This is a genomic window from Algoriphagus sediminis (assembly GCF_030403435.1).
Taxonomy (GTDB): domain Bacteria; phylum Bacteroidota; class Bacteroidia; order Cytophagales; family Cyclobacteriaceae; genus Algoriphagus; species Algoriphagus sediminis.
Genome location: NZ_JAUEPH010000001.1, coordinates 630,057 through 643,874, shown reverse-complemented (window position 1 = coordinate 643,874; position 13,818 = coordinate 630,057). Strand labels below are relative to the sequence as shown.

At 40.8% G+C, this 13,818-nt stretch carries 13 protein-coding genes and 1 tRNA gene; all 14 read left to right on the top strand.

What is annotated here, in order from left to right; genetic code table 11:
• Positions 1-11 precede the first annotated feature (11 nt).
• Positions 12-1,130, top strand: a complete 1,119-nt coding sequence (locus QVH07_RS02720; RefSeq protein WP_289998592.1) for a glycosyltransferase — start codon at positions 12-14, stop codon at positions 1,128-1,130.
• Between the two features lie 5 nt (positions 1,131-1,135).
• Positions 1,136-1,387, top strand: a complete 252-nt coding sequence (locus tag QVH07_RS02715; protein ID WP_289998591.1) for a hypothetical protein — start codon at positions 1,136-1,138, stop codon at positions 1,385-1,387.
• Position 1,388: 1 nt separating this feature from the next.
• Positions 1,389-2,597: a PP2C family protein-serine/threonine phosphatase gene (locus QVH07_RS02710; RefSeq protein ID WP_289998590.1), complete on the top strand. Its 1,209-nt coding sequence runs from the start codon at positions 1,389-1,391 to the stop codon at positions 2,595-2,597.
• Positions 2,598-3,224: a polysaccharide deacetylase family protein gene (locus tag QVH07_RS02705; protein ID WP_289998589.1), complete on the top strand. Its 627-nt coding sequence runs from the start codon at positions 2,598-2,600 to the stop codon at positions 3,222-3,224.
• On the top strand, positions 3,221-4,321 hold the full coding sequence (locus QVH07_RS02700) for a glycosyltransferase (RefSeq protein WP_289998588.1): 1,101 nt from the start codon (positions 3,221-3,223) through the stop codon (positions 4,319-4,321). Before QVH07_RS02705 ends, QVH07_RS02700 begins: the two co-directional genes overlap by 4 nt.
• On the top strand, positions 4,321-5,115 hold the full coding sequence (locus QVH07_RS02695; protein WP_289998587.1) for a TatD family hydrolase: 795 nt from the start codon (positions 4,321-4,323) through the stop codon (positions 5,113-5,115). The genes QVH07_RS02700 and QVH07_RS02695 overlap by 1 nt, the downstream gene beginning before the upstream one ends.
• Positions 5,116-5,127: 12 nt before the next feature.
• Positions 5,128-6,195, top strand: a complete 1,068-nt coding sequence (locus QVH07_RS02690) for an asparaginase (RefSeq protein WP_289998586.1) — start codon at positions 5,128-5,130, stop codon at positions 6,193-6,195.
• A gap of 93 nt (positions 6,196-6,288) precedes the next feature.
• Positions 6,289-6,373, top strand: a tRNA-Ser gene (locus QVH07_RS02685).
• Positions 6,374-7,316: 943 nt separating this feature from the next.
• Positions 7,317-9,764, top strand: coding sequence for a DUF1549 domain-containing protein (locus QVH07_RS02680; protein ID WP_435367052.1), 2,448 nt, complete (start codon positions 7,317-7,319; stop codon positions 9,762-9,764).
• Positions 9,765-9,767: 3 nt separating this feature from the next.
• A complete protein-coding gene (locus tag QVH07_RS02675) occupies positions 9,768-11,195 on the top strand; it encodes a DUF1501 domain-containing protein (protein ID WP_289998585.1) in 1,428 nt (475 codons plus the stop codon).
• Between the two features lie 307 nt (positions 11,196-11,502).
• Entirely contained in the window at positions 11,503-12,321 is an 819-nt protein-coding gene (locus QVH07_RS02670; RefSeq protein WP_289998584.1) for a MotA/TolQ/ExbB proton channel family protein, read from the top strand.
• Between the two features lie 50 nt (positions 12,322-12,371).
• Entirely contained in the window at positions 12,372-12,701 is a 330-nt protein-coding gene (locus QVH07_RS02665) for a hypothetical protein (RefSeq protein WP_289998583.1), read from the top strand.
• Position 12,702: 1 nt separating this feature from the next.
• Positions 12,703-13,335, top strand: coding sequence for an ExbD/TolR family protein (locus tag QVH07_RS02660; RefSeq protein WP_289998582.1), 633 nt, complete (start codon positions 12,703-12,705; stop codon positions 13,333-13,335).
• Between the two features lies 1 nt (position 13,336).
• Entirely contained in the window at positions 13,337-13,801 is a 465-nt protein-coding gene (locus tag QVH07_RS02655) for an ExbD/TolR family protein (protein ID WP_289998581.1), read from the top strand.
• The last annotated feature ends 17 nt before the right edge of the window (positions 13,802-13,818 follow it).

Genomic DNA, 13,818 nt, shown 5'->3' with positions numbered 1-13,818 from the left:
AAGATACTGTAATGATGTTGTTTTTTTATGCCTTTTTATGTTTGGGTTATTTCGGCTTGTTGCTATGGATGGCCTTTAAGTGGCAGGGAAAGCAAGGAGTAAATAGCCTTGAAAAATCACTCTCAGTTTCATTAATTATACCATGCAGAAATGAGGAAAAGAATGTACAAGGGCTTTTGGAACATCTTTTTAGGCTTGATTATGAAGATCTTGAAATCATTTTAGTCGATGACCAAAGTGAGGATAGAACCTATGACTTAATTTCTGCCGCCATAAATGGCAAAGCCGGATTTCAACTGATTTCTAATTCGGGTTTTGGAAAAAAGGAGGCCCTCATGTCTGGGGTCAAAATCGCCAAGGGAGAAATTATTTTGACCTCAGATGCTGACTGTCAAGTGCACCCCGAATGGGTAAAAGAAATGGTTATTGGCTTTTCAGACACTGCTATCCAACTAGTGGCTGGCCCCGTCTTACCAGAATATCAAGGTCATGCTTTTTCTTTTGAGCTTATCGAGTGGGCTAGCATTTTACTGACAACCCAGGTCTCATTTGAACAAGGAAATCCTCTAATGTGCAGCGCGGCAAATCTCGCATATAGAAAATCAGCTTTCCAGAAAGTGGAGGGTTTCAAAGGAAATCTTGAAGAGCCCTCAGGAGACGATGAGTTTCTTTTAAAGAAAGTGGTGGAGCACTTTGGAAATCATTCCGTGAAATATCAAGTCAGTGATTATAATTTGGTTCTAACAAAGCCTTATTCTAGCCTAAAATCGCTGATTTCCCAACGTGTACGCTGGGCAGGAAAGTGGAGCCAAAATAAAGATTTTGTTCACCGTCTTACTGCAATTTCAAGTGCTTTATTGCAGATAATCTGGTTAGCTTCTTTCATTTTTCTATTTTCCGGTGCTTTGACATTTACCCAATTCCTTTTAATCTGGGCGATCAAAATATTGGGTGAATTTTTAGCCTTGAGAAAAGTTCTTCAAACTTTCGATTTGAAGCCAGCTTTTTGGCATTATGTTTTCACAGGGCTTATCCATCCGGTTTTCGTGCTTGGAGTGGTGGGCCGGACTTTCTCAGGAAAAATAGAATGGAAAGGAAGGGAAATAAATAGAAACCCTAATTTTGTCTAGCTGATATGAATGACGATCAATTTGATCTTATCGATGAGCTGTACTTTGTGCAGGATTTTGACTACCTGAGGGAGACCCTGGGGTGGGCGGATGATCATTTGATCGGAGTTTTGCAGAGTCTGGTCGATGAAGGCTGGGTTAAAGTTTTGAAAAGTCCTGATGAAGAGCTTTTTGATAAAATAGATTTAAAAATCAACGGGACAACTTTCATGTATTTAGCCACAAAGGAAGGTCTAATGAAACATAATATGGGATAGTTTGGCAGCAGAAACCTTCAAATATCAACGTAAAGAACTGGAGTTAAAATCTTTATTGGAGATTACTCAGGCGATCAATGAAAATCAACCCGAATCCGTTTTGGCGGAGATATTCAAGTTTACCTGCTTGGTCCACCTGAATATTAAGTCCTTGATTTTATATGTTTTGAATGACGGGCTTTTTGAGCAAAAAATTCAGCATGGGGTGAAAGGAGATCCACCATTTTCTATTGATCCAGATGATATTGAGGTGGATAAAAAGAGTGGAGAGATGAAAATCCACCTGGCTGAAGAATACTCTTTTGGCGATTTGGAAATTAATCTGCCTGTTTATCATAAGGATAAGATTCTGGCTATTTTGCTTTTGACCAGAAAGGATAAGGAAGCGGGGTTCGATCTGGACTTTACGAAGGCTTTGTCCAATATTTTAGTGGTGGCACTTGAAAATAAGCGTTTTGCCCGAAAGCAATTGGAGCAGGAAGTGGTGAACAGGGAAATTTCCATTGCCAGTCGGGTTCAGCAGATGCTTTTTCCAGCTGAGCTCCCATATAATGAAGAGATCAAGGCTCAGGTGACCTATTTTCCCTTTCGGCAGGTAGGTGGGGATTATTACGACTTGGTGATTAAAAATGAGCTGGTTTATTTTTGCGTTGCGGATGTTTCTGGGAAAGGAATTTCAGCAGCGCTCTTGATGTCGAATTTCCAAGCGACTTTACGGACATTACTCAGGAGTAATGCGGATATGAAGACCATTCTTCATCAATTGAATTATACTCTATTTGAGAACACCCAAGGGGAACGCTTTATCACTTTTTTTCTTGGTTGTTTTGACAGAAGAAAGAAAACTTTCACCTACGGGAATGCCGGTCATAATCCCCCTTTGCTTTGTCTTCCAAAAGAAAAAGAATGTAGGGAATTAAATGCAGGGACTACAATTTTGGGTGCATTCGAAGAGTTGCCTTTTTTGGAGATTGATACGATTAAAGATGTGGAACAATTCTACATTCACCTTTATACAGATGGGGTGACCGAAGCGGTGAATAGAAAAGATGAGGAGTTCGGAGAAGAACGGTTAAAGACTCTGGTGAACTATTTTTCAGATGTAGAACCCAAGGAGTTTCATGCTAATTTCATTCAAGAAATCCAGACGTTTACAGGCTTCACCCCGCTGAAAGACGACTTGACACTTCTTAGTATTAAGATTGAATAGATGGCCTGGCATTTTGTACCTAGCTGGACCCAAAGGATTTACCCGAATCGACTTTGGCGAAAAGAGAATAGCCAAGACGAGATCTACCTGACTTTTGACGACGGACCAGTTCCCGGTGTCACCGATTATGTTTTGGATATTTTGGCACAAAGAGGAATGAAAGCCACTTTTTTTATGGTTGGAGACAATGTCAGAAAGTATCCGGATTTAGCTAAGAGAGTGGCAGGAGAGGGGCATACTGTGGCGAACCATACGTTTAACCACTTAAACGGATGGAGAACTTCTAATCGTGACTATTTAGAGAATGTGGAGGAATGCACGAAAATCATTCAAGATACTTTACAGGTTTCTCCTGAGTTTTTCAGGCCTCCTTATGGCCTTATATCGTCCTTTCAAGCCAAGGAAGTTTCTCTTCAGATGAAAGTGACAATGTGGGATGTGCTTTCTGGAGATTATCAGAAAGGAATATCACCCCAACAGGTTCTTGAAAAAACAAAGAAATATTCTCGTCCGGGATCCATCGTTCTTTTTCATGATCAGCAAAAAACCCGCGAAATGCTTCCAAAGGTCCTACTGAACTACCTGGATTACCTTCACGACAATAATTGGAAGACGGCTGCATTATGATTTTTTTGATCGTGGGATTATCAGTTTATGCTTCATTTCAGTTTCTGGTTCTGATCTTTCTACTTCATTTTTTTTGGAAAAACCATCATACAGAGGATAAAAATCCTAAAAGGGTTTCTGTTTTGGTGACTTCAAGGAATGAAGAAGTTCATCTTCCACAACTATTGAAGTCTTTGGAGGAATTAGACTATCCTGCCGAACAGATTGATTTTTGGATGGCTGACGATCAGAGCAAGGACAGCACAGCGACTATTCTCAAGAATTGGTGTGACAAAGTTCAAAATCGGAATTTTGTAGCCATCAGTGAATCAGAGAATGGTATCTATCATGGAAATGGGAAGTCCAACGCGCTGGCCATTCTATCAAAGAAAGCAAAAGGTGAAATTTTTTTCTTTACTGATGCAGATTGTGTTGTACCCAAAACCTGGATTCTGGAGGGCGTTTCAGCTATTGGTGATGAAATGGACATGCTGCTCGGAGTGACACAAGTTAGAAGCAAAACTCTATTTGGTAAACTTCAAGAGGTAGACTGGTGGCACACTTTAGGAATAGTAAAAGTCACGAGTGATATGGGGCTTAGTCTTACGGGACTTGGAAATAATATGCTTGTAAGACGTGAATCAATCAAAGCCTGTGGTGGATTTGAAGGGTTGTCAGATTCTCTCACAGAAGATTTGGCACTAAGCCAAAAAATTCTGAAGAATAGAGGTAAAATAGGTCAGCAGGTTTCAGCTGAAATACTGGCATATACCAAGGCAGAGGAGAATTGGTCAGACTTCCTGAGACAGAGGAAAAGATGGCTATCCGGTGTAGTCACCCTCCCATGGTATATTCAATTTCTGCTAGGTCTGGAGCTACTTTTTTATCCTGCTATCATAGGTCTTGTTCTCATTTCGCCGTTTTATGGAATTTCACTATGGGTTCTAAAAATCTTTCTTCAGAGTATTTATTTGATTTCATTTGCGTCAAAAGCAGGCCGAAAAATTCCTCCAATGTATCTTTTTCTTTTTGACTTTTATCAGCTGTTTACCGGGCTCATAAGTATCATTTATTATTTTTGGCCAAGTAAAATAGTCTGGAAATCCAGAAAATATTAATGACTTATATCGACACACACGCCCATATTTATTCGAAGAAATTCCAACATGATCTACATGAAACCATGGAGGAGATCAAGGACGCTGGGGTGGAGCGAATTTATATGCCTAATATTGATTTGGAGTCTATTCCTCAAATGCTTCAAATAGAAAAAGACTACCCTGGACTCTGTATACCTATGATGGGCTTACATCCCTGTGATGTGAAAGAAGGTTGGGAGTCTGTTTTGGAGGAGATGGAGCCTTGGTTCGAAAAAAGAAAGTTTGCGGCGGTAGGTGAAATAGGAACAGATTTGTACTGGGACAAAACTCTTTTCGAAGCGCAAAAGCAAGCCCTTCGGGTTCAAATCCGATGGGCAAAGAAATTTAATTTGCCCATTGTCCTACATTGTAGAGACTCAATTGATGAAACCATAGTACTTGTATCCCAAGAGTTTGAAGCGGGATTAACGGGTGTTTTTCATTGCTTCACCGGTGATTTAGCTCAAGCCGAGAAGATTATAGAAATGGGTTTTTATCTAGGAATTGGAGGGGTAGCAACTTTTAAAAATGGAGGTCTGGACAAAGTAATTCCCCATTTGAGTTTGGATAATCTGGTTTTGGAAACTGATGCACCTTATTTAGCGCCGGTGCCCTATCGGGGAAAACGAAATACTCCGGCGTATCTTCCAGAGATCGCGCAAAAAGTCGCTGATTTCTTGGAAATTCCATTGAAGGAGGTGGCTGAATCAACAAGGCTAAATGCATTGAAATTATTTCAGGAGTATGAACCGGAATTATCAAAATACGGTTAAGCTGATTTCCTTATGAATTACAAGATCGTTCGCTTGAAGACGGGCGCAAATGCCTCAACTGATTCTTCTGTGCTCATAATTTACACAGGAGGTACTCTGGGTATGGCCTATGATGACTCTGGGGCTTTGGTTCCATTCAACTTTGGGAAGATTTTGGAGAAGATTCCGATCATTTCCTCCATGAATATCGCTATTACGGTGATTTCATTTCCAGAACCCATTGATTCCTCAAATGTAACTACGGTACAGTGGTCAGACATGGCTTATATCATTCAGGAAAACTACGATAGCTACGATGGGTTTGTAGTTTTGCACGGTACGGATACCATGGCTTATTCAGCATCTATGCTCAGTTTTATGCTTGAAGGCCTGAATAAACCGGTCATTTTTACCGGTGCTCAGTTGCCTATTTCCGCCATGAGGTCTGATGCCCGAGAAAATTTGGTGACTTCCCTGGAAATTGCCGCTTCAAAAATTGATGACCGTCCGATAGTTCCTGAGGTATGTGTGTTTTTCAATCATATGCTCCTGAGGGGTAATAGATCTAAAAAGGTTCAAAGTCTTCATTTTGATGCATTTGAATCTGAAAATTACCCTCCACTGGCGGAGGCAGGTATCGTTATCGACTACAATACGGCTTATATTCGGCCTTACGAAGAAGGGAAAAAACTCCAAACAAAAAATGTGTTGGATAATCATGTTATGATTTTGAAGCTTTTTCCCGGGATCACAGAGGATATTATAGACGCAAGTTTTGCCATTAAAGGGCTTCGAGGAGTGGTTTTGGAAACCTATGGTTCAGGAAATAGCCCCAGTGACGATTGGTTTATGAATTCACTGAAGAGGGGTATAAAAAGAGGATTGATCATTCTAAATGTATCCCAGTGTAATGGTGGTCGAGTCATTCAAGGTAGGTATGAAACAAGTAAGGAACTTCTAAACCTTGGAGTAATTAGTGGCTCAGATATGACCACGGAAGCTGCTGTAACCAAGCTTATGTTTTTATTGGGGCAGGAAAAAGATCCTGAAAAAGTGAAAGTAAAATTAGACATTCCATTGGCGGGTGAGATGACCGCTTAGTTTTCTGTCTTATTTCTTGGTAATTCTTGGAAAGCGGGTTAGAAATAATTTTCTTTGCATCCGATTTGGGGTGAAACCCCAAAAATCAAATACAGAGAGGTGGCCGAGTGGTTTAAGGCGCACGCCTGGAAAGCGTGTTGGCGGCAACGCCTCGAGGGTTCGAATCCCTTCCTCTCTGCAAGGTAAACCCCGACAAACGTCGGGGTTTGTTGTTTTATGCCGAACCAAACGAAGTTTGGGTGAGGAGATAAGACATTAAACCGTCGAACGAAGTGAGGTGGGTTTACCTTGTACAGGATAACCATCCTGGATCGGTGAAGCCAATCCCTACCTCTCTGCACTTTAAAGACCTAACTTACTTATTTTAAGTAAATTAGGTTTTTATTTTATTATGGAGTGTTGATTAGGGGGCGATTTTTGGCGGGAAAATACAATTACCCCATTCCTAATTAGGGTATCTCTAATGTAATTTCGGTACCAAAATCCTACGAGTGGTAAACTGTGTTTTGGGTATGAAGTCACTTTTTGGCCATTCTACAGGGTCAGTTGAAATTTCAGTAAGCCAATCCTCAAGCTTCTCAGGTTTGATTAAGTCTCAGTTCAAAGTGAGATACTTTTCTTGATAAAACTTGCAATAATTAATGTAGGATCCAATTTCTCGATATTCAGATGGATAGTTGCCTGTGGAAATTGGAGTAAACACTATTCTTGACTAAAAATACTTCCAATCCACCCTAAAGGAGTATTTTGAGTATATTATACTGAGAGATGAAAATGAAATAAAACTCAACCTTCTTTAACTATTTAGGCAAAATGAGGAAAAGAACCACCTACATTATTGATTTTATTGGATCTCTTAGAACCTCAGATTTGAAGTTTCTTCTATTGAAAAATATATTTTTTTGTTGAGGTCTAATGGAACTCAAAAAAACAACTATCCTATTATTTAACTTTGCAGGTGATGATAATTTTTTGTGAATTGAAACTAAACGTCCCTTCGGATTGGCTATGTCGATCAGATGAAAAATAGGAGTAGATCATCTGATTAGGTATGGAAATAAAAAAGCGAAACAGGATAAATCTTGATAAAGTCTTATCTTCATTTCAATTACCAGGTTTCAATGAATTTCCCTTCTCTTTTTATTCAAGCTCAATTCATTAGCTATTCCTTTATTCTTGGAATTGGGCTTTTAGCTTCAGAAAGTGGATTTTGGCTGAGTCAATTTTTTGGAAGGCTTCACCCGATGCTTGTTCATTTTCCTATAGCCTTGATCCTGGTAGCTGTGATTATGGAGTTTTTTACGATTGGGAATTATCGTCATTCGCTTCGCTCTGGAATCCGGTTTTTGATTATTATTGGTTCGATTTCAGCAGTGATCTCGGCGGTGATGGGCTTGTTTTTGGCGGAGAATGAAGGGGTGAGTGGAAATAACTTGGATTTACATCGAATCATTGGTCTGATCAGCGCTGGGTTAGGACTTTTGCTTTTGGTTTTACTCAGATGGAAAGAAATACGCCCTTCAGCCTCTTCAATCAAGGCGTATCGATTTTTTCTTTTTCTGACAGGAATAGGTATAGCTTTAGCTGGGCACTTCGGTGCTTCACTAACCCATGGAGAGTATTATTTGACAGAGATTTTACCTCAAAATTCAGACGTTGGAATTCGGCCTTCATTGACAGTAGATTTGGTTTCATTCGCTGACGAGTTGTCTCCAGAAAAAGAAATTCAGCTAGTAACGAATGTTCGATCAGTCCTTGCTCATAATTGCTACAAGTGTCATTCTGGAGCGAAAATCGAAGGAGAGCTTCGGTTGGATGAAAAGGAATTTGTTTTCGCGGGAGGAAAAAATGGGCCGATTCTCGTTCCGGGAAATTCTGAAGAAAGTGAATTGATCCGAAGAATTTCTCTTCCCAAGGATCATAAAGATGTAATGCCTGAAAAGGGTAAGTTGCTCGGTCAAGAGGAAATAAAGTTACTGACACTTTGGGTAGAAAAGGGTGCTCCATGGCCTCAAAGTATTGGCCAGGAATCGGTCTATAGAGTAGCTGATTTGGCGCCTAGAAATCCCACTCTACCACCGCCAAAAGCTGGTTTGGATAACCCAATAGACTTATGGGTGGATCAGTACTTTGAAGAGAATCAGTTGTCTTGGAGGCAGTCTGTAGATGACCGAATTTTTCTCCGAAGAGCCTATCTGGATATTATTGGCCTTTTGCCCACTCCTGATGAGCTAGATGCTTTCAGGACAGATACAGATCCCAATAAGAGAGAAATTTGGATTCAAAATCTGCTTGATCGAGAAGATGATTACGCGCAGCATTGGCTAACTTTTTGGAACGATGCCCTGAGAAATGACTATACCGGAACTGGCTATATCACCGGTGGGCGGTTTGCCATTACGGATTGGCTTTACACATCGATCCGGGACAATAAGCCCTATGATCAGTTTGTGAAAGAGTTACTCAACCCTTCTGAACAATCAAAAGGGTTTATCGAGGGAATCCGGTGGCGGGGAACGGTGAACGCTTCTCAGAGAACTGAGATGCAGGCTGCTCAGAATGTGGGGCAGGTACTGCTGGGTTTGAATCTAAAATGTGCTTCTTGTCATGATAGCTTTATTAGCGATTGGAAACTTGAGGAGGCCTACGCATTTGCGAATATTTTTGCTGATTCGACTCTTGAGGTAAGTCGTTGCGAGCAGCCAACCGGAAAAATGGCCCAAACCAAAATCCTTTGGGAGGAATTAGGGGAAATTGATTCTTTGGCCACGAGGACTGAAAAGCTCCGCCAGCTTGCCGATCAACTCGTGCAACCTGCTAATGGCCGTATGTATCGAACAGTGGTAAACCGAATCTGGAAGCAACTCATGGGTAGGGGGATGGTAGAGCCTGTTGATGAAATGGATAATGCCCCTTGGAGCAGCAATTTACTGGATTGGCTATCAGTGGATTTTGTAGAAAATGGATATGATCTGAAGCGATTGATTTATCAAATCACTACTTCTAAGATCTATCAGAGCCCTTCCGTAACTGTAACGTCTGCTGAAAAACTTCTTGCCGAAGATTTCAAATTTGAAGGAGTCATCCGTCGTAGAATTACTGCGGAGCAGTTTTCAGATGCCGTTGCCAAGATTTCCGCTCCGCTATTTGATTCCGAAGAAGTTAAATTCCGGCCTTATGAATTAATTCCAGAGGCAAATACCAATGTGACATTTGTGCGGGCTTCATTGGTCGCTAATAACCAGTTCCTCAAAGCTTTGGGACGCCCAAACCGGGAGATTGTTTCCACAAGTAGGGATTCACAAGCCAGTTTGCTACAAGCTCTCGAGATGAGTAATGGGGAGAGGCTAAACCGAGCTTTACTCGAAGGAGCTGAAAAATGGGTAGAGTCATTTTCTGATCCGGTGGCCCTGACTGAAAATTTGTATGCCCAAGCACTTCTCCGTGAACCTAGCCCTAAAGAATTGGAAGTTGCCCAAAAGGCTTTGGGTTCTGATCCAAGCTCTGAGGGAGTTCAGGATTTACTCTGGGCGGTTTTTCTTTTACCTGAATTTCAATTGATTTATTGAAGTATGAAAACTATCCAATCCCGACGTGAATTTTTGAAAAAAACGAGTGCAGCTGCCATGGCTACTATGGGTATGGGGGCTCCATTAGCTGGATTGATTTCTTCATGCGAAAGCAAAATTCCAACTACGGCCGATTCTGTAATTCTGTTGTTCATGGCCGGAGGAATGGCACATACTGAGACTTTTGACCCTAAGAGATACACTCCTTTTAGGAAAGGGATGGAGGCCAAGGAGGTATTAAGTACCTTTCCTTCAATACCGACCAAGCTGGAGGATATTTTCTTTTCGGAGGGACTGGAAAACATCGCTTCAGTAATGGATAAGGGTACTCTTATTCGTTCCTATCAAGCTGCCGACTTGGGGCATATTTTGCACACAAGACATCAGTATCATTTCCATACCTGCTATGAGCCACCTCAATCTGTGATTGTTCCCCATTTAGGAAGTTGGATAGCCAAGGAAAAAGGACCTCTTAACCCTGTCATTCCTCCATTTATCAATATCGGTCAAAGATTTACAGTAGGTGAGGGAGAAGAGCTGAAAGCTTTTCATTCCGCTGGATTCTTGGGCTCTGAATATGGCCCTTTCCTGATACCAGACCCATCTTCAGGATTGGATGCGGTAAGACCACCTATAGGGATGAACTCAAGTAGGTTTGAAGGAAGAAATCAGCTTTATAAGGATTTGATATCTGCTAGCCCAATGGGAGAATTTGGCTCAGATTATCAAAAAGAATCTCTCAAGCGATCCATGGAGCAAGCGTATATGTTATTGAACTCGCCGGAAGCAAAAGCTTTTGACCTAAATGAAGAGCCCAGAGAAAGTTACGATATTTATAATACAGGAAAATTTGGTTTGGGCTGTTTGCTTGCCAAAAGATTGGTAGAGCAAGGAGCTCGGTATATCACGGTGACTACCGAATACGAGCCGTTTTTAGGTTGGGATACACATGATAATGGGCATACTCGACTTAAGGATATGAAGAGAATGATTGATGCACCTATAGCTCAATTGATCTATGATCTGGATCAAAGTGGTAAACTGGACAGGACGATGGTAATTGTGGCTAGTGAGTTTAGTCGAGATATGCTTACAGAGGGCAGGCCAGACCTTAAAGTGAAAGACCAAGTGGAGGTACCCGATATAATCGATAACTTAAAAAATTATGGTATGCACAGACATTTTACCGATGGTTGTTCGGTACTAATGTTTGGAGGAGGTATAAAGCGAGGGCATGTCTTCGGAAAGACGGCCGACGAGCGCCCTTGCAAAACCGTCGAAAGCCCTATTAAAATTGATAGTATTCATCAAACGATTTATCACGCATTAGGGATTCCTCCCGACTTAAATTATGAGATAGAGAAGCGGCCATTTTACACCACTCCCGATGGTCATGGAGTTGTAGAGTATGGATTACTGTCAAAAAGTTAAATTCTTAATGGTGGAACCAATTGGCTGGATATCGATAAAAATTCTTTAATTCACTAAGAAATTAGCCATTTTGAGAATCTTTTCACTAAAAAAGTTAGTAATTACTTTAAATTGAGATCGGTCGTTTTTTTTCGATAAAAATGCCCATTTATGTAAAAAGACGAGGAATACCATTTTAAAAGCTCCATTTTTCAGAAAATCTAAAGTGGGCGGTTGTTTTTTGAATTTAAAAAATGATAACTTTAACGCTCGATTTTATTATAGAAACCATTTAACCTTTATTTAAAGTCTTAATCAATTTCACATTATGAGAAAGTTATTCGCTTTGTTCATGCTTGCAGGAATCTTGTTTGTACCTGCTTTCGCTAACGCACAAGAAGAAGAGGCAGCTGAGGCTGACACAACAGCCATGGAAGAGGCTGCAGCTCCAGTAGAAGAGCCAGTACAATCACCCACTATCGTTGACGATGAGATCGTTGCAGAGGAGCAAAGCTTCCACCAGGTAGTAAAGGAAAAGTTTATCGAAGGTGATCCAGTTTACATGACTCCAGTATTGATCTGTTTGATCCTGGGTCTTGCTGTAGCACTTGAGAGAATCATTACCCTAAACCTATCTACTACCAACACCAAGAAGCTTCTTTTGAAAGTAGAAGACGCTCTTGCATCTGGAGGTGTGGAAGCTGCTAAAGATGTAACAAAAGGTACTAAAGGACCTGTTGCTTCTATCTTTACGCAGGGTCTTATGAGATATTCTGAAGGTATTGAAATGGTAGAGAAGTCTATTATTGCTTACGGTTCAGTAGAAATGGGTAGACTTGAAAAAGGTCTGGTATGGATCTCACTATTTATCTCCTTGGCTCCAATGCTTGGGTTCATGGGTACGGTAATTGGTATGATCGGTGCATTTGACTCTATTGAAGCTGCCGGTGATATTTCTCCATCTCTTGTAGCAGGTGGTATTAAAATCGCCCTTTTGACAACAGTTGCAGGTTTGATCGTTGCGATTATCCTTCAGTTGTTCTACAACTATTGTGTAGCTAAAATCGATTCTTTGGTTAATGATATGGAGGATGCTTCTATCTCTTTGGTAGATATCCTTGTGAAGCATAAGTTGACTGGAAAGTAATCCAGACTTGATTTAGTTTCATTTAATTATTAACCCCAAAGAAATATATTATGGATACTTATGACATCTTACTATACGGCGCTTACCTCCTGATCATTGTCGGAGCAGCTGTCGGTATCTTGATGCCTCTAATTAAGTCTTTGGATAACCCAAAAGGCTTGTTAAAGACAGGAATTGGAATAATCGGTATCGGATTGATTTTCTTCATCTCCTACTCAATTTCGAGTAATGAAGTGCTCCCAAAGTTTGAAGCCGATCCTTTCAACTTAACCCCTGGTTTGTCACAGACTGTTGGGGGTGTATTGACAACTACTTACATTTTAGCGATCTTAGCACTTGTGGGTATTGTATTTACTGAATTCAACAAAGCGATAAAATAATATGGCTAGAAAGAAAAATAGAATGAGTCAGGAGGTCAACGCAGGGTCAATGGCTGACATTGCATTCCTGCTCCTGATCTTCTTTCTCGTCACTACGACCATCGCATCTGATAAGGGTATATTGAATATCCTTCCACCAAAACTGGATCCAAATCAGCCACCACCGGAGATTGATAAGAATGAGCGAAATATTTTCACCATTCTGATCAATGCTAATGATGATCTCCTTGTAGAAGGGGATTACCGCGAAAGTGCTGATGGGCTTGATCAAGAAGTGAAGGAGTTTGTCTTGAATTTTGCGATTCCTGATGAAGAGACCCTTCCTCTTTACAACAGCCTTCCGGCATCTTTAAAGGCAGTAGCCAGACGAGATCCGGAATCTTCTGATAATCCAAAAGAAGCTGTCGTGTCAATCAAGACAAACAGAGGAACCAGCTATGACAAATACCTGGAGGTTTTTGACATGGTGAAAAAGGGATATTTTGATATTTACGCTGAAAGAGTTGGTCTTGACACAGATGAATATAGAGCTTTGACAGGTAAAGACGATGCGGAGAAAGCTCTTCAGGATCGAGGAAAAGAGGGAATCCCAATGGCGATTTCAATTGCAGAACCAGATAAAATAGGAAGTTGATATGGGAAAGTTTGGAAAGAAAAACAAAGTTTCGGAAAATATTCCGACCTCTGCACTGCCTGATATTATCTTCATGCTTCTGTTCTTCTTTATGGTTACCACCGTATTGAGAGACCAAGAGATTCTGGTGGAGCAAAAACTTCCTCAGGCTACTCAGCTTCAGAAGCTTCAGAAAAAGTCCTTGATCTCTTACATTTTCATTGGTAAGCCAAAGAATACGGCCCTTTACGGAACGGAGCCAAGAGTTCAGGCTAATGATGCTCTTTTGAATACTGCCGACATCGTTCAGTGGGTAAACAGAGAAAGGGATGCTTTAGCAGAAGCTGATAGAGGATTGATCACAATTTCAATGAAAGCTGATCGAGATGTAAAAATGGGTCCTATTTCAGATGTTCAGACCGAACTTAGAGAAGCAGATGCCCGACGGGTTCTTTACGCTTCAGTAGGTAAAGTCTTGAATAACTAAAAAGAAACAATTCTGTA

Bases quoted from the DNA above. Each gene is read 5' to 3' on its own strand.
- QVH07_RS02660 (WP_289998582.1), top strand. From the start codon at position 12,703: ATGGCTAGAAAGAAAAATAGAATGAGTCAGGAGGTCAACGCAGGGTCA.
- QVH07_RS02720 (WP_289998592.1), top strand. From the start codon at position 12: ATGATGTTGTTTTTTTATGCCTTTTTATGTTTGGGTTATTTCGGCTTG.
- QVH07_RS02665 (WP_289998583.1), top strand. From the start codon at position 12,372: ATGGATACTTATGACATCTTACTATACGGCGCTTACCTCCTGATCATT.
- QVH07_RS02715 (WP_289998591.1), top strand. From the start codon at position 1,136: ATGAATGACGATCAATTTGATCTTATCGATGAGCTGTACTTTGTGCAG.
- QVH07_RS02675 (WP_289998585.1), top strand. From the start codon at position 9,768: ATGAAAACTATCCAATCCCGACGTGAATTTTTGAAAAAAACGAGTGCA.
- QVH07_RS02690 (WP_289998586.1), top strand. From the start codon at position 5,128: ATGAATTACAAGATCGTTCGCTTGAAGACGGGCGCAAATGCCTCAACT.
- QVH07_RS02695 (WP_289998587.1), top strand. From the start codon at position 4,321: ATGACTTATATCGACACACACGCCCATATTTATTCGAAGAAATTCCAA.
- QVH07_RS02705 (WP_289998589.1), top strand. From the start codon at position 2,598: ATGGCCTGGCATTTTGTACCTAGCTGGACCCAAAGGATTTACCCGAAT.
- QVH07_RS02655 (WP_289998581.1), top strand. From the start codon at position 13,337: ATGGGAAAGTTTGGAAAGAAAAACAAAGTTTCGGAAAATATTCCGACC.
- QVH07_RS02700 (WP_289998588.1), top strand. From the start codon at position 3,221: ATGATTTTTTTGATCGTGGGATTATCAGTTTATGCTTCATTTCAGTTT.
- QVH07_RS02680 (WP_435367052.1), top strand. From the start codon at position 7,317: ATGAATTTCCCTTCTCTTTTTATTCAAGCTCAATTCATTAGCTATTCC.
- QVH07_RS02670 (WP_289998584.1), top strand. From the start codon at position 11,503: ATGAGAAAGTTATTCGCTTTGTTCATGCTTGCAGGAATCTTGTTTGTA.